Raw genomic sequence first — 20010 nt, 5'->3', positions numbered from 1 at the left:
CTGAGGGAGAACGCATCGTGCGCGACCTAAATGCCCCGTCGTGACTCAGTTCACGTCCGAGATGGGGCGGCGCAGCGCGAACTCGGCCACCTGGCGGCCGATCATCCGCAGGTTGCGGTCGACGTCGGCGTCGGAGCAGGCGCCGTCTCCGTCGAACTTGACCTGGGCGGAGTTGATGGCGGAGCCCAGTGGCGTCGGCCAGCCGCGCAGGGCGTGCACGATCGAGCGAACCGCGGCGAGCGTGTTCACCGCGGCCTGCCAGCCGTAGGCGGCGGTGATGGTGCCGACCGCGCGTCCGTCGAGGTACGGGCGGTCGTCGTCGCGCAGGTCCTCGATGTAGTCGAGGGCGTTCTTGACCAGGCCGGACACGGTGCCGTGGTAGCCGGGCGACACGACGATCACGCCGTCGCACCGCCGCAGGTCCTCGACCATGCGGAGTGCGATGTCCGTGCGGTCCGGGACCGACGGGTCGTAGAACGGGAGCACCAGGTCGGGGCCGCTGTACTGGATCGTCTGCGCACCGAGCTCACGAGCGCCCTCCAGAGCCACTCGCAGCGCCCTTTCGGACTGCGAGTCGGACCTGATCGAGCCGCCGATGCCCACCACCGTCACCGTCATGCCAACGATCCTTCCACCTCCAGCTACCTGGAGATCCAGCACTACTCGCTAGTAACCTGCACCACATGTCGAACTTCCAGGCGGCCGTGATGGCCGGTGCTCTGCGCTTCGCGTTCGGTCTGCCAGGCCCTGTGCGCCGCCTCATCGCCGGTGCCCCGATCCGCCTGGACGGCCAGGACCTGCACCCGGAGGCTCAGCTGCTGCTCAGGCTCCAGCAGCTGACCGGGACGGAGTGGCGCACGAGGACAGCATCCGAGAGCCGACTGGACCTGGAGTTGAGTTCGAAGCTCGTCTCCGGTCCGAAGATCACCGGAGTGGGTTCGCGCGATCTCACGATCGGGGAGTTCGCCGGCCGGATCTACACGCCGCGGCTGCTCGCGCCCGGCTCGCCGTTGCTGATCTTCTACCACGGTGGCGGCTGGGTGACGGGCAGTCTGGAGAGCCACGACAACCTCTGCCGGTTCCTCGCGAGGGAGGCGGGCATCCGGGTGCTCGCGGCCGACTACCGGCTCGCTCCGGAGGCCCCGTTCCCCGCCGCGGCCGACGACGCCGCCGAGGTGCTGCGCTACGCCGTCGCGAAGGCGGACGACCTGGGCATCGACCCGAGGCGGATCGCGCTCGGCGGCGACAGCGCGGGCGGCAACCTGGCCGCCGTGACGGCTCACGGCGCCGAGATCGACCTCTCGTTCCTGCTGCTCTTCTACCCCGGCGTGGACGCGTCGGTGCGTCGCCGGTCGCGTGAGATCTTCGGCAACGGGTTCTTCCTGACCGACGAGAAGATGGACTGGTTCCTCGACCAGTACACCCCCGGCGGCAAGGACCGGCACGACCCGCGCCTGTCGATCATGCTGGCCGAGGACCTGTCGAACCTGCCGCCGACCTACATCGCGACCGCGGGCTACGACCCGTTGCGCGACGAGGGCGAGGCCTTCGCGGAACGCCTGGCCGCCGACGGCGTGCCGGTCGTGCTGCGCAGGCACGAAGGCCTGTTCCACGGCTTCGCGAACGTGCTCGGTGTCGGCGGGATCTTCCGCGAGGCCGTGTCCGAGGCCGTCGGTGCGCTGCGGACCGGTTTCGCGCTGGCCAACTCCGCTCAGGAGGTGGAGGAGACCGCCTGACGCTGGCGTGACAGCACCCAGCCGACGGCGGCGACCAGCAGTCCGGCCAGGCCCGCGACGACGAAGCCGAGCGGGGGTCCGCTGTGGTCCACGGCGATCCCCGCGAGCGGCTGGCCGGCGGCGACGCCGAACGTGAAGGCGGAGCCCTGCAGGCCCAGCGCAAGCCCGCGAGCGGTGGGTGGCGCGCTCTTGGCGATCAGCTCGGACGACGCCGTGATCGTCGGCGCGCAGGCGAGGTTCATCGGGACCAACGCGAGCGCCAGCAGCCACACGTTGCCGTCCCCGACACCGACGGGTATCTCCAGCAAAGCCATGCACGCCAACAGGAACACGCCGCTCGGCACCCGTTTGAGGCTGCCGTAGAAGAGGCCGCCGAGGGCCGAGGCCGCGCACATCACCACGAAGATCAGGCCCAGCCAGCTCTGCTGACCGGAGCGCTCCAGCGAGGCGATGGCCGAGATCTCCATGCCGGACAACACCATCGTGGCACCGAACGGGACGATCAGCGCCGCGATCATCGGCCCGCGCAGCCACTGCCGCAACGGAGGTGGCGGGCCCTCGATCACGTCGTCCTCGTGCAGCAGCACCGGGTTCACGAGGAACAGCACGGCGCTCGCGGTCAGGATCGCCAGACCGATCGTGACGAGCGCAGTTCCGGTCGAGAACTTCGTCGCGATCAGCACGCCCGCCGCGGGCCCGACCATGAACGACAGCTCGACCGAGATCGAGTCGAGCGAGAACGCGGGCCTGCGCTGCGGTTCGGGCACGATCGCCGTGAGCGCCTGCCGCCCGATCGACATCACCGGCACGGCCACGAGCCCGTTGGCGAACGCGAGCACGAGCAGCACGTAGTAGTCCATCAGCGGCGCCGTCACCCAGAAGGCACCTTCGAGCAGGCTCAGCACGAGCACGAACCGCAGGCCCTTGGTGTCGACCAGCTTGCCCATCAACGGCGACCCGAGCCCGAGGCCGATCATGGTCGCGAAGCCGACCGTGCCGGCCGCCGCGTAGCCCTTGTCGAGCGTGGTGACGACGTGCAGCGTCACCGTGACGCCCGCCGCCGTCGGCGGGATCCTGGCGAACAGCATCAGCAGCATCAGGGGACGGACCCCCGGCAGCGCCAGGACCGACTTGAACGGGGCGAGGTTCACGAGGACATCGTCACCTGGTTGGCAACGGGTTTGTTCTGCCGCGAGAGCACCCAGGCGACACCCGCGACCAGCAGTCCGATGACGCCGACGATCGCGAACCCGGCGGGCGCTCCCCCGCGGTCGATCGCGACGCCGGCGATCGGTGCGCCGATCGCGTTGCCGACGGTGAACGCCGACCCCTGCAGGCCCAGTGCCAGGCCACGGGCGGTGGGCGGCGCAAGCCTGCTGATGTGTTCACCGGAGGCCGCGATCAACGGCGCACACATGAGGTTCATCGGCACGAGGAGCAGGCACAGCAGCAGCACGTTGCCGTCGCCCAGGCCCACCGGAATCTCCAGGGCGGCCATCAGGACGAGCAGCACCAGGACGCTCGGCACCCTCTTCACGCCGCCGTAGACCAGGCCGCCGACGATCGACGCCGCGCACATCGCGAAGAACACCGCGCCGAGCCAGCTCTGCTTGCCGATGTGCTCGAGCGAGGCGATCGCCGAGACCTCCATGCCCGCGAGGCACACCGTCGCCCCGGCGCACACGACCAGCACGCCGACGATCCGTCCGCGCATCCACTCGAACACGCGCGGCTGCGGCCCGTCGACCACCTCGTCCTCGTGCACCATCGGCGGGTTCGCCCAGTACAGGAGCACCCCGGCGACCAGGATCGAGCCGCCGATGAACCACAGCGCGGCGTTCGTGGAGAACTTCGTCGCGACGAACACGCCGAGCGCCGGTCCGCCCATGAACGACAGCTCGACCGAGATCGAGTCGACGGACAGCGCGACGCGGCGCCGGCTCTCCGGCACGAGGGCGGTGATGACCTGCCGGCCGATCGACATCATCGGCACGCCGAGCAGCCCGACCAGGAACGACGTCACCAGCAACGTCCAGTAGCCCATCAGCGGCGCCGTGAGCCAGAACGCCGCCGAGGCCGTGATGCTCACGCCCAGCATCGACCGCAGGCCTCGCGCGTCGATCAGCCTGCCCATCAGCGGGGCACCGAGCCCCATGCCGATGGTGCCCGCCGCCCCGACCAGTCCCGCCGCGCCGTAGCCCCGGTCCAGCGTGACCGCGACGTGCAGCGTCAGGATCACGCCCGTGGCCGCCGGAGGCATCCTCGCGAAGAACATCAACAGTGCGAACGGACGGACTCTGGGCAGCATCAGGACGTGCTTGAAGGGGGCGAGGTCCACACCGCCATCCTCACGCGGATGGCAAAAGGTTTTCTTTGCTAACGATGTGATTCGCCATACAGCTCTTCCAGTGCCCGGTAGGCCTTCACGACGAACGGCCGTGCGTTCGCGTACCTCTCGACCTGCTTCTCGTCCGGTGTGATCGTCAGCGTCGGCCGCACGAGGTCGACGGTCAGCGACTCGATCTCGCCCAGCGCCCGCCACGCCAGCAGCGCCGCACCCACGGCCGAACCGCCGCTGTCCTCGGCGAGGTGCAACGGCATGCCGAGCGTGTTCGCGAGGGTCTGCGCCCAGATCGGAGCGCGGAACGCACCGCCGGTGATCCGCAACGACTCGACGTGCGGCACTGCGTCCAGCACGAGCGCCAACTGCTGACACACACCCTCGACCAGAGCTTTGGTGATCTGCTGAGGAGTGTGTTCACGCCGGAGGCCGAGCAACGCCGCGTGCGCGGTCGGGTCCCACCACGGTGCCCGTTCGCCCAGCAGGTACGGCAGCGCCACGAGCCCGTCGGAGTCGGCGTCGGCTGCCTGGGCGAGCAGGTCGCCGACCGGGATGCCGAACGTCTCCGCGGCCCACTGGGCGACCACACCGCCGTTGCTGATCGCGCCGCCGCGAACCCAGATGCCCTCGCCGATGGCGTAGCTGAACGTGCGCCCTTCCTCGTCGACCCCCGGCCCCTGCTGCGCCACGCGGAGTGCGCCCGACGTGCCGAGCGAGACCGCGCCCGCACCGGGGCTGGCCGCGCCGACGCCGAGGTTGCCCAGCGGCCCGTCGCCACCGCCGACGACCACCGGGATGCCGGGTCGCAGTCCGGGGATCAGGGCCGTCAGCGGCGTCGAGTGCGTGGGCTCGACCAGCGGCGGGAGCTGGTCCGCGGTGACGCCCGCGAACTCCAGCGACGGCTCGTGCCACTGCAGGGTGTGGACGTTCATCAGGCCCGTGCCGGAGCCGGACGAGTGCTCGTTGATCAGCACACCGGTCAGGTGCAGGTGCACGAAGTCCTTGATCTCGCACCACTTCGCGGCCCGGACACCGTTCTCGTGGAACCAGGCGAGCTTCATCAGCGGGGTGAACGAGTGGATCGGCGCACCGGTCGCCTGGTGCAGCGCACGGCCTTCCGCGGTGCCCCGCAGCCGTTCGGTCTGCTCGATCGCGCGGTTGTCCGCCCAGCTCAGCGCGTCCGTGACGGGGCTCAGGTCCGCGTCCAGGCCCATGATCGAGTGCATCGCACCGGTCAGCGCGATGGCCCGCACGTCCTCGGTCGCCAGTTCGCGAAGTGCGTCGAGCGCGGCGTCGAGCACCTGCCGCGGGTCGTGCGTGGCCTCGAGACCGCTGGTGCGCATGGGATAGCCGCGTTCGGTCGAGGCGACGACACGTGCCTGCTCGTCGACCGCGACGACCTTGGTCGCCGTGGTGCCGAGGTCCACCGCCAGAACGATCACTGGACGCCCCGCACGGCGGAGAAGACGGCGAAGCTCGGGGACGTCCGCAGCGGGCCCCAGAACTCCTCGCCGCGCTCGTCGTCCGGCGTCACGGCGGGCTGGCGCGTGACTTCGAGACCCGCTCGGCTCAGCGCCGCGTCGAACACGCCGCGTTCCCAGTAGAACGAGTCGAAGTCGAACGGCGGATCGCCCAGGACGTGCACCTTGACCGGCTGTTTCACGTTCATCGGGCCGGTCCGGGTGATCTCGTAGCCGTAGCGGCCGTACTGCCCGAGCAGGTCCCAGTCGGCGTCCGGGTTCGGCACCAGCACGACGAGCCGGCCGTCAGGAGCGAGGTTCGCGGTCAGGTTCGCGATCATGGTGTCGAGCGCGGGCTCGTCGTCCGCGTAGCCCAGCAGCCACACGGCCGTCACGACGTCGAACTCGCCGAGCACCGGCAGGTCCGCCGCGTCGTGCTGCTCGTAGGTGATGCCCCGCGGTTCGCGTTCCTCGACGTGGCGGGCGTAGCCGATCATCTCGCCGGACGAGTCGACGCCCACGACCTTCGTCGCGCCGAGGTCGTGGAAGAGCCGGGCGTAGAACCCCGTACCGCAGGCCACGTCCAGCACCGAGCGGCCCAGCAGGTCACCGACCGCGGACAGCAGCGTCGCGCGCTCGGCCAGTCCGGTCGGGATGTGCTTGGCGCGCTCGTAGATCGCGCCCAACGCGTCGTACTGATCGTCGCTCTCGGCCATGGATCACACCCTAGGACGGTGGATACCGGACGAACCACTCCCGGCTCACCGGCGCTACCCCGCTCTTCTCCAGTTCCCAGTCCGCGACCATCCGGTCGATGACGGACCGGAACTGCACGCGCTCGCCCCAGTCCGGGCGGATCTTCTCGACGCCGTGCAGCGCTCCGGCGAGGTTGCCGGCCATGGACGCCGTCGAGTCGTTGTCGCCGCCGTGGTTGACCGAGACCAGCAGCGCCTCGTTCGGGTCGTCGGTGGCCAGCACCGAGTACAGCGCGATGGCGAGCGCCGTGTCGCCGACACCGCCGCGGCCCAGTTCCTCGACCCGCGCCACGCTCGGTCCGCCGAGCGCCGCGAGTTCGAGGGCGTGCTCGATGCCCGCGACGACCTCCTCGTGGCCCTCGTGCCGGACCAGCGAGTCGACGGCGACGTCCAGCGCGTCCGGCACGGCCTTGCCGCGCAACAGTTGGTGCACCAGCACGGCGAACACGCCCGCCGAGAGGTAGCCGCTCGGGTGGCCGTGCGTCAGTGCCGCGTTGGCCGCCGCCAGTGCGAACACCTCGGCCGGATCGTCGTCGGCGAGGGCGACCGGCGCGACCCGCATGGTGCCCCCGCACCCCTTGGAGTTGTTGACGGGCTTGGTGATCGTCGCCCGCTCGCCGGTGCGGGCGTACTCCTGCAACGCGCTCGTGCACGTGAGACCGGGCGCCCGCATCCGGAAGAGGTCGCGGTGGGTGACCAGCCAGCCGTCCGGTTCGTCCACAGTGGAGTGGATGCCGCGTGCCTCGTCCCACGGCGTCTTCTGGGTGTGCAGCCAGCGCTGGTAGGCGTTCTGCGTGACGCCGGTGATGTCGCGCTCGCCGCTGGTCCGTTCCCGCACGTGCGCCCTGATGACCGCCTCGAACGTGAACAGCGTCATCTGGGTGTCGTCGGTGATGTCCGGCTTCTCGGGCAGGTCGGTGATGCCGTCCGGCCCGTGGCGTTCGTAGACGACCTCCATCGGCAGGTTCTCGGTGTTCGCACCGAGCGCGTCACCGACAGCGCCGCCGATCAGGCACCCGCGCAGCCGCGAGCTGTCCTTGTGCGGCACCACGAAGAACCGCCGGCCCCCGGGGTCGACCCAGCGGCTGGTCTCGCGCGTGGCGGACGGCCGCTCGCCGCATCCGCAGCTGCGCATATGCTCCGCGGCGGCTTCGGCCAGCTCCACGAAGTCGAACTCGGCCTCGTACGGCAGGCCGGGATTGACGTGCAGCCGCGGCTTGGTGGCGACGAGCCTGCTCAGGACGGTGTGCAGCGGCACGCGGATCCACTGCTCGACGCCCGCAGGCAGCCGCGACTCCTCGGTGTAGAGGAGGAGGACGTCGGCGGCGGTCATCAGGGCCTCGCCGAGGATGAGCAGCTCACCGTGCGCGGCGTGGCGCCCGAAGCCGTTCACGTCGTCCCCGTGCTCGTGCAGGAGCTGTTCCACCGGCGTCAGCGGGTTCACCACGACCTCCGGTACAGCTCTTCGGCCACGAGCCGGACGTCGTGCTCGGGCCCGCCCTCCAGCGCACCCGCGATGGCCCTCGCGACACCACGGCCCTCACCGCGAACGGCCTGCGCCAGCGCACCCGCGGCGGTGAAGACGTCGGCGTCCGGCGGGTCGAGCTTCGACGGCGTGAAGAGGTGCGAGGCCAGCATGATCACGACCTCGGCGGCCGCGGAGTCCGGGCCGTGGGTGAGCGCGACCAGCTCACGGATCTGATCGGCGTCGAGCCGTCGGACGGCGGCGGGCAGCGCCCAGATCAACGCGCCGGACCCCTGTGACCTGATCTTGCCGCGATAGCTGTTCTTGACCAGGTCGCGAGCGCTCTGCCAGGACACCAGGTCGGGCTGGACGCCGGGCTCCGACGCCCACTGCGCCAATGCGGCGGCCGGGTCCTCCGCCGAACACGCGGCCAGCTGGCCGACCAGTCCCGTTCGGACACCCGCGCCGAAAGCGAAACCCTGGTAGGCGGCCACGACCTCGGTGAGGCGGGGCGGCCTGATCCACTCGATCTCCCCCATCGCCGTCAGACCCTACCGGGCCCGACGGCGACAGGAGTGATGATCTAGAGGCGCTGCGCGAGCTCTTCCGCGACCTCGTAGGTGTTCAGCGCGGCACCCTTGCGCAGGTTGTCACCGCACACGAAGAAGTCCAGCGTGTTCGGGAAGTCCAGCGCCTGGCGCACGCGACCGACGTACGTCGGGTCCTCGCCCACGGTGTCCGCGGGCGTCGGGAACTTCTGCGCGGCCGGGTCGTCGACCAGCACGATCGTCGGCTGCGCTTCGAGGATCTTGTGCGCGGCCTCGACCGTGATCTCGCGGGCGAACGTCGCGTGGACGGACAGCGAGTGGGTCGTCACGACCGGGACGCGGACGCACGTCGCGGAGACCTTCAGGTCCGGGATGCCGAGGATCTTGCGGGCCTCGTTGCGGACCTTCAGCTCCTCGGACGACCAGCCGCCGTCCTTGAGCGAACCGGCCCACGGCACCACGTTCAGCACCAGCGGGGCCGGGAACGGCGAGTCCTCGGCGGACAGACCGGCGGCGGCCAGCGCCTCGGCCACGTCGCCCGCCGCGATGCCCGCCTCCTTGCCCGCCAGCGCCGCGATCTCGGCGTACAGGCGGTCGATGCCGGACTGGCCGGCACCGGAAGCGGCCTGGTAGGAGGCCACGACGAGCTCCTTGAGCTCGAACTCGCGGTGCAGTGCGCCGAGCGACGCCATCATCGACAGCGTCGTGCAGTTCGGGTTCGAGATGATGCCGCGCGGACGCTCGTTGATCTGGTCCGCGTTCACCTCGGGCACGACCAGCGGCACGTCGGCGTCCATCCGGAACGCGCCGGAGTTGTCGATCGCGACGGCGCCGCGCTCGACGGCGATCGGCGCCCACTCGGCGCTGACCTCGTCCGGCACGTCGAACATCGCGATGTCGACGCCGTCGAACGCCTCGGGCGAGAGCGCGACGACCGTGACGTCCTGGCCGCGCACGTTGATCTTCTTGCCCGCCGAGCGCGGCGACGCGATCAGCCTGATCTCGCCCCACGGCACGGACGAGCGGGTGTTGATGATGTCGATCATCACGGTGCCGACGGCACCGGTCGCGCCGACCAGCGCGAGAACGGGGGCGGTCATCGTCCAGTCCCTGCGTAAACGACGGCCTCTTCGTCGCTGCCCAGGTCGAACGCGTCGTGCAGGGCACGGACGGCGTCGTCGAGCTGGGTGTCGCGGCAGATGACCGAGATGCGGATCTCCGAGGTGGAGATGATGTCGATGTTGACGCCGGCCGTGGCCAGCGCCTCGCAGAACGTCGCCGTCACACCGGGGTGCGAGCGCATGCCCGCGCCGATGAGCGACACCTTGCCGACGTGCTCGTCGTACAGCACCTGGTCGAACCCGATCTCGCCGCGGGACTTCTCCAGGGCCGCCACCGCGCGCGGGCCGTCGACCTTGGCCAGCGTGAACGTGATGTCCGTGCGGCCGGACGCCGCCTGCGACACGTTCTGCACGACCATGTCGATGTCGAGCTCCGCCTGCGCCACGACGCGGAAGATCTTGGCCGCGATGCCGGGGTGGTCGGGAACTGCCGTCACGGTGATTTTGGCCTCGGACCGGTCGTGCGCGACGCCGGTGATCATCGCCTGTTCCACGGGAAGGTCCTCCACTGAACCGGACACGATGGTTCCGGTCTTGTTGCTGAACGAAGAGCGGACGTGCACGGGGACGTTGTAGCGGCGGGCGTACTCCACGCAGCGGAGCATCAGCACCTTGGCGCCACACGCGGCCATCTCGAGCATTTCCTCGTACGTGATCGTGTCGAGCTTCTTCGCGTTCGGCACGATGCGCGGGTCGGCGGTGTAGACGCCGTCCACGTCGGTGTAGATCTCGCACACGTCGGCCTTCGTCGCGGCCGCGAGCGCCACCGCGGTGGTGTCGCTGCCGCCGCGGCCGAGCGTGGTGATCTCCTTCGAGTCCTGGGAGACGCCCTGGAAGCCCGCGACGATCGCGATGGCCCCCTCGGACGTCGCGTCCTGGATCCGGCTCGGTGTCACGTCGATGATGCGCGCTTTGCCGTGCACCGAAGTGGTGATCACGCCGGCCTGCGAGCCCGTGTAGGAGCGCGCCTCGGCACCGAGCGAGTTGATCGCCATCGCGAGCAGCGACATGGAGATCCGCTCACCGGAGGTGAGGAGCATGTCGAGTTCACGGGCGGGCGGCACCGGCGAGACCTGGCGCGCGAGATCGAGCAGCTCATCAGTCGTGTCGCCCATGGCGGACACCACGACGACGACGTCGTTGCCCGCCTTTTTGGTCGCGACGATGCGCTCGGCCACGCGTTTGATCCGCTCGGCGCTTCCCACCGATGAACCGCCGTACTTCTGGACGACGAGCGCCACCGACCTGACCTCCTTCGCGCGACTAAAACCCCACGTCGAAGGCAGCCTACCCGGACCACCTGGTGAGACTCTGGAGCCGTGATGCGCGTGACTACTCTGTCCGGGTGTCGTCGAGCGCCGATGTCGTGGAGGCCCCAGCAGCCGTGCATGAGAGCAGTGCGCGCTCGCGGATGGCCGAAGCGCTCAGACACCCGGCCGCTCTCTGGGCCGCTCCCGCGCTCATCTACCTGGTCGTGCGGCAGGTCGGTCTCCTCGTCCTGCAGCTCGTCGTGGAGTACCAGAACAAGCTCACCGGCAAGGGCGACACCTCGGTCGACAACCTGAGGTCGTGGGACGGCGACTGGTTCCTCGGCATCGCGTCGGGCGGCTACAACGGCGTCCCGTCGCCCCCGTACGACGCGTTCGGGCGCCGCACGGCCGAGACCCCGCTGGCCTTCTTCCCCGGCTACCCGGCGCTGATCAGGTGGGTGGACGGGCTGCCGGGCGTGGACGTCGTCGGCGCGGCCTTCGCGGTCAGCCTGATCAGCGGCATCTTCTGCGCGTACGGCCTGTTCGTCCTCGGCCGGGCCGTCCGCGACGGCTCGGACCGCGCGGGCCTGATCTTCGTGACGCTGTTCGCCGCGTCCCCGATGGCCGTCGTGCTCTCGATGACCTACTCCGAGGCGACGTTCTGCGCGTTCGCCGTCTGGGCGCTGGTCGGCGTGGTGAAGAAGCGCTGGATCCTCGCCGGCGTCTGCTGCGCGGCGGCGGGCCTGGTCCGCCCGACCGCGGCGGCCCTGATCGTGGCGGTCGGCCTGGCCGCGCTGGTCGCCGTGCTGGCCGACAGGACGGACTGGCGTGCCTGGGTGGGCGGCGCCGTCGCCCCGCTCGGCCTGCTCGGCTACCTGGGCTGGGTGGCCGTCCGCACCGGCGACCTCATGGGCTGGTTCGGCGTGCAGCAACGGGGCTGGGGCTCGAAGTTCGACGGCGGCGAGGCCACCTGGGAGTTCGCCCTGGGCCACCTGGCCAACCCGCGCTCGGTGCTGGAGACCGGCACCGTCTGGCTCCTGGCGCTGGCGATCGTCCTGGTCTTCTACGCCTTCCAGCGCCGCCTGGAGTGGCCGCTCGTCGTCTACGGCCTCGGCGTCCTGGTCATGGACCTGGGCTCGAACGGCCTGATGAACTCGAAGGCCCGCCTGCTGCTCCCGGCGTTCACGCTGCTGCTCCCCCTGGCCCTGGTCCTCGCGCGCCGCCGTCCGGCCACCGTCCTCACGATCCTGGGCATGGTGACGCTGTTCAGCGCCTGGTTCGGTGCCTACTCGCTGGCCGTTTGGCAGTATGCGATCTGATGAACGAGCTGATCTCGAAGCGCTGGAGCCCTCGCGCCTTCTCCGCCGACGCGACCGTGTCCGACGAAGAACTCCGCACCGTCCTGGAGGCGGGCCGCTGGGCCCCGTCCCACGGCAACAGCCAACCGGCCCGCTTCATCGCGGGTCACCGGGGTACCGGGACGTTCGACGCGATCTTCGAAACCCTGACGCGCGGCAACAGGACCTGGGCGTTCCGCGCCTCGGTCCTGCTGATCGGCTGCGTGCTCACCAAAGACGACCGCGGTGACATCCCGAACGTGGAGTTCGGCCTGGGCCTCGCGATGGAGAACATGGCCCTGCAGGCCGTGGACCTGGGCCTGATCACACACATGATGGGCGGCTTCGACGGGGAAGCGGCCCACCGGACGTTCGCGATGCCCGCCGACGTCCGCCCGCTGGTGGCCATGGCGCTGGGCAGGCAGGGCGACGTGTCGGACCTCCCCGAGGACCTCCAGGCCCGTGAGCAGCGCGAACGCAAGCGCCTGCCGCTCTCCGAGACCGTCTTCACCGGCACCTGGGGCCAGTCACAGTTCAGTTGAGAAGTACTTCGTCGCGACGTCGTTGTGCAGCGGGAACGCCAACGGCACGCAGTCGAAGATGACCTTGCGCTCGGACGCCTCGTCGTTCGGCACGAACGGCGGCATGTCCTCGGCGTTGATCGCGGGCGCGGTGGCGAACATCAGCACCGTCCCGCCGTCCGGCGTGGACACGAAGTGCAAGGGCCGCAGGTCCTCAGGCGCGATGCGCACGTTCGCCTCTTCTTCGAGCTCCCGCACGGCACTCTGCTGCCAGGACTCACCGCGGTCCATGAACCCGCTGACGAAAGCAAGCTCACCCACGGGCGGAATGGCCCGGCGCACGGTCAGCAACCCGGTGCGGGGCCCGTCCTTCACAGGCACGAGCAACACCACCACCGGCGAGGGGTTCGCCCACACCATGTGCCCGCAACCGACGCACCTGCGCGGGTACGCGGACGTGTCGGAGTACTGAGTGCCACAGCTGCTGCAGAAGTCGTCGCGCGCCATGACCAGGAACCTAGTTCAGCCGCCTAACGAGCTTAAGGACGATCGCTCGAACGCCGAGCCAGAACAAGGCGGCCAGCCCGAAGTTGACGATCACGCGCAACTTGGCGTCCTCTGGCGCGAACAGGTCCTTGAACGCCAAAGCCACCGGCTCGGCCAGAGACTTGACCGTGCTGGTGATGGGGTTTCCGGGGTTGGCCCCGCCGACGGTGAGCACGACGTGAACGACGAGCACGACCGCCAGCGCGAGGCCGACCCAACTGATGACTCCGGCGGCGATACCGACCACACGCGTCCGCATACCGCCGGAATCTACTACTCAGTAGCGCGACACCGCACGCGCAAGCAAACCGGTCACGACCAGCCAGAACACGGCGGCGAGACCGTAGTTGAGGAAGACGTCGAGGTTGTAGTTGCCGGTCGCGAAGAGCCCCGGGAAGAACAGAGCGAGAGGCTCGGCAAGGGACTGGATGAACTTGAAGAACGCGTTCCCCTGGTTCGCGCCCAACACGATCATCAGGATGTACAGCACTTCGATGAAGGCGAAGAGCGCACCGATGCCGCTGATCACGCGTGAAGCCGTGCCGCGGCCGCTGGAGGTACGTAATCTGGACATACATGAACGATTCCCAGGTCTGACCTCGCCAAAACTTGCAAGTTGACCTATATCGCGCCTGGCCGCACGCGCGATCACGCCTGGCACCCGCCCGCGCCCCCGCCCGCGAAGCCGAAGGCGAGCCTCCCCGCCCTTCCAAGCGATGCCGAAGGCGAGCCGTCCTTCCACAAGGCACGGGCGGTGGGGTCCCATCACGAGTCGCGCCATAGCTCTCGCTGCACCTGAGGAGGGGTGTCAAGCGGACATGCTTTTCGTCCGCTTGACACCCCTCCTCAGGTGTGGCCCGCTCCTGGTGCGGCTCGTGATGGGACCCCACCGCCAACGCACCCCGCAAAGCAACCGGCAGCCGCCCGACGCAACAGGCGTGCCATCAACCCACGCACGGCGCGGGCCCCCTGATCAGATTGCCGGGGGTCTGGGGGCAGCGCCCCCAGGGGAAGCACGCAACCCAAGCTCGCCGCCCGCAAGGCGACCACCCACAAAGCCGCGACCCGCACGTCCCCCGAAAAGCCGCCCATGTCCCACGATCCGGTCGCCAAGTTCCATCAACCCCAGAACTGTGGCTACTCTGTCCGACGTGTGGCGTTCCCTCCTGCTTCGCTGCCGTGACGGGGTCTGATCAGACCGGCCCCCCGTCGCGGGACTCAGCGTTGCCGCCGGTCGTTCCCAGAAGACGACCCGCAGGAGCACAAATCCCATGACCTCGAACGAGGCTTTCACCACCACGAGCATCGACTCGGCGGACGCCTACAGCTCGGGCACCAGCCGCATCCGCAAGCCCTCCCGCCCGGCCCCGGACACCCAGCAGTCCTGGAACCGCCAGCTGGGCAGCAGCATGCCGTTCCACCGCTACCGCCCGTTCCACGAGCTGGTCGAGGTCGTCGACGTACCGGACCGCACCTGGCCGGCGAAGAAGATCACGAAGGCCCCGCTGTGGTGCGCGGTCGACCTGCGGGACGGCAACCAGGCCCTGATCGACCCGATGTCGCCGGCGCGCAAGCGCAAGATGTTCGACCTGCTGGTCCGCATGGGCTTCAAGGAGATCGAGGTCGGCTTCCCGGCGGCGAGCCAGACCGACTTCGACTTCGTCCGCGAGATCATCGAGGACGGCGCCGTCCCGGACGACGTCACGATCCAGGTGCTGACGCAGTGCCGCGAGGAGCTGATCGCCCGCACGTTCGAGTCGCTGCGGGGCGCGAACAAGGCGATCGTCCACTTCTACAACTCGACCTCGATCCTGCAGCGCCGCGTGGTGTTCCGCAGCGACAGGGACGGCATCAAGAAGATCGCCGTCGAGGCCGCGAAGTTCGCCAAGCAGCAGGAGCAGGACTACCCGGAGACCGACTTCCGCTACGAGTACAGCCCCGAGTCCTACACGGGCACCGAGCTGTCGTACGCGCTGGAGGTCTGCAACGCCGTCCAGGACGTCATCCAGCCGACGCCCGAGAAGCCGCTGATCATCAACCTGCCGGCGACCGTCGAGATGGCCACCCCGAACGTCTACGCCGACTCGATCGAGTGGATGTCGCGCAACCTCGCCAACCGCGAGGCGATCATCCTGAGCCTGCACCCGCACAACGACCGCGGCACCGGTGTCGCCGCCGCCGAGCTGGGCTACCTGGCCGGTGCGGACCGCATCGAGGGCTGCCTGTTCGGCAACGGCGAGCGCACCGGCAACGTCTGCCTGGTCACGCTGGCGATGAACATGTTCAGCCAGGGCATCGACCCGCAGATCGACTTCAGCGACATCGACGAGGTCCGCCGCACCGTCGAGTACTGCAACCAGCTGCCGGTGCCCGAGCGCCACCCGTACGGCGGTGACCTGGTCTTCACCGCGTTCTCGGGCTCGCACCAGGACGCGATCAAGAAGGGCTTCGAGGCCCTGGAGGCCGACGCCAAGGAGGCCGGCCAGCACGTCGACGACTTCCTGTGGGAGGTCCCGTACCTGCCGATCGACCCGAAGGACGTCGGCCGCAACTACGAGGCCGTCATCCGGGTCAACTCGCAGTCCGGCAAGGGCGGCGTGGCGTACCTGATGAAGCAGGAGCACCACCTGGACCTGCCGCGGCGCCTGCAGATCGAGTTCTCGAAGGTGATCCAGGAGGTCACCGACACGCAGGGCGGCGAGATCAACCCGAAGGAGATGTGGGACGCCTTCGCGGAGGAGTACCTGCACGGCCGGGTGCCGCTGTACCTGCTGAAGCACAAGGCGTCGTCGGACGGCAGCGGCCGCGAGGAGATCACCGCGACCCTGCTGATCGACGGCGACGAGCAGGAGATCACGGGCTCGGGCAACGGCCCGATCGCCGCGTTCGTCGACGCGCTCGCGTCCGTGGGCTACGACGTGCGGGTGCTGGACTACGCCGAGCACGCGCTGTCCGCCGGTGACGACGCCCGCGCGGCCGCCTACCTCGAGTGCGCGGTGGGCGACCGCGTGCTGTGGGGCGTGGGCATCGACTCCTCCACGGTCGCGGCGTCGTTCCGCGCGATCGTGTCGGCGATCAACCGAGCTCAGCGCTAGCCGAGAGCAACCGACGGGGAGGACGCGTGCGGCACCAGTTGCCGCGGCGCGCCCTCCCCGTTCGCTTGCACGGCCCAGATTCCCTCACCCGGCAGGCCGTAGGCGATGGTGTCGTTGTCGAGCCACACGACCTGGTCGTCGATCCCGCGGGTCTCGGCCAGGGGTGTCTCCACCATCGTGGTCAGGTCCAGCACGTGCTGGCGCCACGGCCGCGCGCCGTCACCCGGCACGCGCTTCTTGAACGCCACGCGCTTGCCGTCCGGGGAGAGCGACGGGCATTCGGCGTTCTCCCGCAACGGTTTCGCTGACTCGTCCACCGCGTCGCCCTGGATCAGGTAGGTCTTCCCGGCCGTGCTGAGAGTCGCGTAGTAGGTGCGGTCGTCGGAGGCGAACGTGACACCCCAGAAGTTCATGTCGTTGACCGTCTTCACGCCCGCGACAGCGGTGCCCTCGATGTTGCTGGCGTAGACCTCGGTCTGCTGGTCGAAGATCGCGGTGCGGGTGGAGAACGTGCCGGCCTGCGCGTACGAGTCTCCGGTGACGAACGTCGTCCACGACGCCATCCGCCCGTCCGCCGACAGCTTGGCGCGGTTCGGCACGCCCGCCACCTCCACCCGGCGGCGTTCCCCCAGCCCGCGGTCGACGAAGACCGCGGTCGAGCCCGGCAACGGCCCCGAGGCGTCCGCGAGGCACAGCCCCTGTCCGCCCGCGGTGTAGAAGCGCTTGCAGGACAACGAACTCACCCGCCTCGGCCTGGAGGTGTCCGACAGCGGCACCGAGGCCACCTTGCCGCTCGCCTCGTCCACGAACACCAGTCGTCCTGACGTCAGCTCGACAGGACCCGCCTCGGTGGCGACGGAGACTTCCTGCGGAGCGCGCAGGGCGTAGGCGGTGGCGCCCGCGCCCAGCGCGATCACGGCGGCGACGACGATCAGGATCCTCACCAAGCGAACCACGTCCAAAGAGCACCGAAGAGAACGGAAGAGGCGGCACGTGCGAGCACCTGCCCGGTCTGGAGCAGAGCCAGGCCGGACGTGCGCAGCTCGTCGGGGATCATCGGCCCGGCGACGGCCATCAGCACGCCGTCGGTGCACGCGTAGAAGAGCCCGTGCAGCACCAGAACCCCGACCAGCAGGGAAATCCCGGAAACACCGGCGAGCAGCACGTACGCGCCGAGCAACGCCACGTGCCCGGCGAGGAAGATCTTCCACCGGCCCACGCGATCGGCCAGTGAGCCCAGCGGCACAGCTGCGAGCAGGTACACGCCTGCCGTGCCGAGGGGCAGCAACGCGATGTACGCGAGCTCGACGTCGAGCTTCTTCTGCAGCAACAGGTAGATGAACCCGTCGCCCAGCGTCAGGAACCCGAGCCCGCACGCGACCAGGCAGACCCGCCGGAACGGCCTGGACCGCAGCAAACCGAACGCGCTCTTCAGCGACACCGCGACGCGTGGCAGCACGTCCCGGTGATCACGCACGAACAGCACGAGAACGAGAAAACCCAGTGCCGCGAAGCAGAAGCTCACCACGAACACCACGTCGTAGCGGGCCGGCAGCGTCCACAGGAGGCAGAACGCCAGCAGCGGGCCGAGGAACGCGCCCACGGTGTCCATCGCGCGATGGACACCGAAGGCCCGTCCGAGCGCCGAAGGTTCACTGCTCAACGTGATGAGCGCGTCCCTCGGCGCGGTGCGCAAGCCCTTGCCGGTCCGGTCCCCGGCCAGCACGAGCCCCATCGCGGTGGCCGAGGTCCCGGCGGCGAGCAGGCCGAGCTTGCCCAGCGCCGAGATCCCGTACCCCAGCCCGGCCACGAACTTGCGCCGTTGCCAGCGGTCCGCGGCGTGACCGCCCGCAACGCGAACGAGTGCCGTCACACCGGTGTAGATGCCGTCGAGCACACCGAACTGCAGTGGGGAGAACCCCAGCCCCAGCACCAGGTACAGCGGCAGGATGGCGGTGACCATCTCGGACGAGACGTCCGTGAGCAGGGACACCGCGCCCAGTGCGAGGACGTTCCCCGCGATCCTGCCGGTGCCACCCGAAGCCGGAGCTTGCCTAGCGGTTGCGATGTACACGACGGCCTCCGATCAACAGCCAGATCCGGCTAACGACAGTTGTAAGGACCGGCCTTGTCTCGCACCCGGCCCGCCGTGTCGACGACCTCCCACGAGTAGGAGCGACCGGACAGGGTGAACTTCACGACGCCGTGGGTGTCCGCGAACCAGTTCTCGACGCCCGCACGCGGCTTGACGTCCTGGTAGAGGTAGTCGCCGCCGATGCCGATGATCGCCGAGCGCAGACCGTTGGCCTCGTCCACCGCACCGCTCTTGTTCAGCGGCTTGATGCGTTCGTAGTGGTGGTCGTGACCCGAGAGCACCAGGTCGGCCTTGGCGTCCGCGAACACGTTCCACACCGGCGCCATCTTGGGCTTGTCGCCGTAGTTGCCGGAGTTGAACCGCGGGTGGTGCCAGTAGCCGACGACGCACGGCTTGGTGTTCGCGGCCAGGTCGGCCTTCAGCCAGTTCAGCTGCGTCGAGTCGCTGCCCGTGTCGTACATCAGCTGGGAGTCGAACGAGACGAAGTGGAACTCGCCGGCTTCCCAGCTGTAGTACGGCTTGCCGGCCGGGTAGGCCTGCGCGCCGAAGTACGACTTGTAGCCGTTGAGGTTGTCCTCCCACTCGTGGTTGCCGGTCGCCGGGTGGGTGATGCTCTTGTACCGGCCCCACGACTTGTCGTAGTGGTTCCTGAACTCCGTGAGCGTGCCGCTGTCGTACTGGTTGTCGCCGACCGTAAGAACGTGGTTCGGCTTGATCTGGTCGATGAGCTTCGCGGTCTCGTAGTGCTCGGTGTTCGTCAGCGACGCGATGTCACCGGCGGCGACGACCGTGATGCTGTCGCCGGGTCCGGCGGGCAGGGTCGTCGCCTGCACCGCGTTGCTCGCCGCCGACACGTTGCCCGCCAGGTCACGCGCACGGACCGTGTAGGTGAACGCGGTGCCGGACGCGAGGCCCGAGTCGGTGAACGTGGTGCCGGTCGGGGTGCCGACGACGCTGCCGTTGCGCAGGACCTCGTAGCCGGTGACACCGACGTTGTCGGTCGCGGCCGTCCACTGCAGACTGACCGAGTTCGACGTGGTGCCCGTGCTCGCGAGCCCGGACGGCGCGGTCGGAGCGGTGACGTCGCCGTTGGCGATGCTGCCCCAGACCTCGAGGTCCCACAGCGAGTAGCCGTAGGGCGTGCCGCGCTTGGTGCCGTAGATCCGCACGTAGCGGCCGCTCGTCGAGATCGCGATGTCGTCGATGCCACCGTTCTGACCGGTGAGGGTCTTCTTGGTGCTCCACGACGAGCCGTCGCTCGACGTCTGGATCTTGTACTCGGAGGCGTACGCGACCTCCCAGTTGAGCTTGACCCTCGAGATGGTGGCGGCACCACCGAGGTCGACGGCGATCCACTGCGGGTCGACGCCCTCGAGGCTCGCCCACCGGGTGGTCGAGTTCCCGTCGACGGCGTTGGCGCCGCCGAAGGTCTCGGCTTCCACGGACGAGACGGTGGTGGGTTTGTTGGCGGACAGCAGGGAATCAGCCGCGTTGGCCGTGCCCGACGCGGCGATCTGGGGGACCACCAACGCGAACAGGGCTATCGCGACACCAGCTCTGGTGTGCTTTTTGATCACTTCGTTCCTCCTGGGCAAAGGCGGCGGCTCGAAGGATTGGTAAACAAGCTTCCCAATTGAGTTCGGACGTTAACTACGGCCGATCTCGCAGGTCAACGCGGAGAAACCGCCGCACGACCCTCAGGCCGGAGCGCCAGAAGGCGGATGACCTGGATCACACCAG

At 69.2% G+C, this 20010-nt stretch carries 18 protein-coding genes and 1 pseudogene; 4 read left to right on the top strand and 15 right to left on the bottom strand.

Annotation, left to right across the window (positions count from 1 at the left end):
* Positions 1-45 precede the first annotated feature (45 nt).
* The gene (locus ORI60_RS29075) at positions 46-618 is read right to left on the bottom strand and encodes an NADPH-dependent FMN reductase (RefSeq protein WP_266041185.1); all 573 of its coding nucleotides are present in this window, start codon (positions 616-618) and stop codon (positions 46-48) included.
* Positions 619-683: 65 nt separating this feature from the next.
* On the opposite strand from ORI60_RS29075, the gene ORI60_RS29070 reads away from it, so the two are divergent.
* On the top strand, positions 684-1736 hold the full coding sequence (locus tag ORI60_RS29070) for an alpha/beta hydrolase (protein ID WP_266041184.1): 1053 nt from the start codon (positions 684-686) through the stop codon (positions 1734-1736).
* On the opposite strand, the gene ORI60_RS29065 is transcribed toward ORI60_RS29070, so the two are convergent.
* The 8 genes from ORI60_RS29065 to ORI60_RS29030 are packed head-to-tail and all read right to left on the bottom strand — an operon-like array spanning position 1712 to position 10667.
* Positions 1712-2887 carry an MFS transporter gene (locus tag ORI60_RS29065; RefSeq protein WP_266041183.1) on the bottom strand — a complete coding sequence of 392 codons (1176 nt, stop codon included), beginning with the start codon at positions 2885-2887 and terminating at the stop codon, positions 1712-1714. The genes ORI60_RS29070 and ORI60_RS29065 overlap by 25 nt on opposite strands.
* A complete protein-coding gene (locus ORI60_RS29060) occupies positions 2884-4074 on the bottom strand; it encodes an MFS transporter (RefSeq protein WP_266041182.1) in 1191 nt (396 codons plus the stop codon). Before ORI60_RS29060 ends, ORI60_RS29065 begins: the two co-directional genes overlap by 4 nt.
* A gap of 38 nt (positions 4075-4112) precedes the next feature.
* A complete protein-coding gene (locus ORI60_RS29055) occupies positions 4113-5519 on the bottom strand; it encodes a gluconokinase (protein WP_266041181.1) in 1407 nt (468 codons plus the stop codon).
* A complete protein-coding gene (locus tag ORI60_RS29050) occupies positions 5516-6253 on the bottom strand; it encodes a class I SAM-dependent methyltransferase (RefSeq protein ID WP_266041180.1) in 738 nt (245 codons plus the stop codon). Before ORI60_RS29050 ends, ORI60_RS29055 begins: the two co-directional genes overlap by 4 nt.
* Before the next feature lie 10 nt (positions 6254-6263).
* Complete coding sequence (locus ORI60_RS29045) at positions 6264-7736, bottom strand: ADP-ribosylglycohydrolase family protein (RefSeq protein ID WP_266041179.1); 1473 nt, start codon at positions 7734-7736, stop codon at positions 6264-6266.
* Entirely contained in the window at positions 7733-8296 is a 564-nt protein-coding gene (locus ORI60_RS29040) for a hypothetical protein (protein WP_266041178.1), read from the bottom strand. Before ORI60_RS29040 ends, ORI60_RS29045 begins: the two co-directional genes overlap by 4 nt.
* A 44-nt stretch (positions 8297-8340) precedes the next feature.
* Positions 8341-9405 carry an aspartate-semialdehyde dehydrogenase gene (locus ORI60_RS29035; RefSeq protein WP_266041177.1) on the bottom strand — a complete coding sequence of 355 codons (1065 nt, stop codon included), beginning with the start codon at positions 9403-9405 and terminating at the stop codon, positions 8341-8343.
* Positions 9402-10667, bottom strand: coding sequence for an aspartate kinase (locus ORI60_RS29030; protein WP_266041176.1), 1266 nt, complete (start codon positions 10665-10667; stop codon positions 9402-9404). Before ORI60_RS29030 ends, ORI60_RS29035 begins: the two co-directional genes overlap by 4 nt.
* 143 nt (positions 10668-10810) lie before the next feature.
* Here ORI60_RS29030 and ORI60_RS29025 point away from each other — a divergent pair, with 143 nt between their 5' ends.
* Both ORI60_RS29025 and ORI60_RS29020 read left to right on the top strand, forming a co-directional pair.
* A complete protein-coding gene (locus ORI60_RS29025; RefSeq protein ID WP_266041175.1) occupies positions 10811-11995 on the top strand; it encodes a hypothetical protein in 1185 nt (394 codons plus the stop codon).
* Positions 11995-12555 (top strand): nitroreductase family protein, encoded by a 561-nt coding sequence (locus ORI60_RS29020; protein ID WP_266041174.1) that lies wholly within the window; start codon positions 11995-11997, stop codon positions 12553-12555. Before ORI60_RS29025 ends, ORI60_RS29020 begins: the two co-directional genes overlap by 1 nt.
* On the opposite strand, the gene ORI60_RS29015 is transcribed toward ORI60_RS29020, so the two are convergent.
* The 3 genes from ORI60_RS29015 to ORI60_RS29005 are packed head-to-tail and all read right to left on the bottom strand — an operon-like array spanning position 12541 to position 13654.
* Positions 12541-13041 carry an NUDIX domain-containing protein gene (locus ORI60_RS29015; protein WP_266041173.1) on the bottom strand — a complete coding sequence of 167 codons (501 nt, stop codon included), beginning with the start codon at positions 13039-13041 and terminating at the stop codon, positions 12541-12543. The genes ORI60_RS29020 and ORI60_RS29015 overlap by 15 nt on opposite strands.
* A gap of 10 nt (positions 13042-13051) precedes the next feature.
* Entirely contained in the window at positions 13052-13339 is a 288-nt protein-coding gene (locus ORI60_RS29010) for a hypothetical protein (RefSeq protein WP_266041172.1), read from the bottom strand.
* 18 nt (positions 13340-13357) lie between these two features.
* Entirely contained in the window at positions 13358-13654 is a 297-nt protein-coding gene (locus tag ORI60_RS29005; RefSeq protein ID WP_266041171.1) for a hypothetical protein, read from the bottom strand.
* A 697-nt stretch (positions 13655-14351) separates the two neighbouring features.
* Here ORI60_RS29005 and leuA point away from each other — a divergent pair.
* Positions 14352-16175, top strand: a complete 1824-nt coding sequence (leuA, locus tag ORI60_RS29000) for a 2-isopropylmalate synthase (RefSeq protein WP_266041170.1) — start codon at positions 14352-14354, stop codon at positions 16173-16175.
* On the opposite strand, the gene ORI60_RS28995 is transcribed toward leuA, so the two are convergent.
* The 3 genes and pseudogenes from ORI60_RS28995 to ORI60_RS28985 form a co-directional block, all read right to left on the bottom strand.
* Positions 16172-17056 carry a hypothetical protein gene (locus ORI60_RS28995; RefSeq protein ID WP_416234505.1) on the bottom strand — a complete coding sequence of 295 codons (885 nt, stop codon included), beginning with the start codon at positions 17054-17056 and terminating at the stop codon, positions 16172-16174. The genes leuA and ORI60_RS28995 overlap by 4 nt on opposite strands.
* Positions 17045-18249 (bottom strand): annotated as a pseudogene (locus ORI60_RS28990) (MFS transporter); the annotation flags it as partial. The gene ORI60_RS28995 and the pseudogene ORI60_RS28990, both read right to left, overlap by 12 nt.
* Before the next feature lie 29 nt (positions 18250-18278).
* A complete protein-coding gene (locus tag ORI60_RS28985) occupies positions 18279-19847 on the bottom strand; it encodes a discoidin domain-containing protein (protein WP_323055956.1) in 1569 nt (522 codons plus the stop codon).
* Between the last annotated feature and the right edge of the window lie 163 nt (positions 19848-20010).

The organism is Lentzea sp. NEAU-D7, from assembly GCF_026242055.1.
Taxonomy (GTDB): domain Bacteria; phylum Actinomycetota; class Actinomycetes; order Mycobacteriales; family Pseudonocardiaceae; genus Lentzea.
This window is presented reverse-complemented; position numbering and strand designations above follow the sequence as displayed.

Excerpts from the sequence above, each read along its gene's own strand:
- ORI60_RS29075 (WP_266041185.1), bottom strand. The coding sequence starts at position 618 with ATGACGGTGACGGTGGTGGGCATCGGCGGCTCGATCAGGTCCGACTCG.
- ORI60_RS29070 (WP_266041184.1), top strand. The coding sequence starts at position 684 with ATGTCGAACTTCCAGGCGGCCGTGATGGCCGGTGCTCTGCGCTTCGCG.
- ORI60_RS29050 (WP_266041180.1), bottom strand. The coding sequence starts at position 6,253 with ATGGCCGAGAGCGACGATCAGTACGACGCGTTGGGCGCGATCTACGAG.
- ORI60_RS29040 (WP_266041178.1), bottom strand. The coding sequence starts at position 8,296 with ATGGGGGAGATCGAGTGGATCAGGCCGCCCCGCCTCACCGAGGTCGTG.
- ORI60_RS29035 (WP_266041177.1), bottom strand. The coding sequence starts at position 9,405 with ATGACCGCCCCCGTTCTCGCGCTGGTCGGCGCGACCGGTGCCGTCGGC.
- ORI60_RS29020 (WP_266041174.1), top strand. The coding sequence starts at position 11,995 with ATGAACGAGCTGATCTCGAAGCGCTGGAGCCCTCGCGCCTTCTCCGCC.
- ORI60_RS29015 (WP_266041173.1), bottom strand. The coding sequence starts at position 13,041 with ATGGCGCGCGACGACTTCTGCAGCAGCTGTGGCACTCAGTACTCCGAC.
- ORI60_RS29010 (WP_266041172.1), bottom strand. The coding sequence starts at position 13,339 with ATGCGGACGCGTGTGGTCGGTATCGCCGCCGGAGTCATCAGTTGGGTC.
- ORI60_RS29005 (WP_266041171.1), bottom strand. The coding sequence starts at position 13,654 with ATGTCCAGATTACGTACCTCCAGCGGCCGCGGCACGGCTTCACGCGTG.
- leuA (WP_266041170.1), top strand. The coding sequence starts at position 14,352 with ATGACCTCGAACGAGGCTTTCACCACCACGAGCATCGACTCGGCGGAC.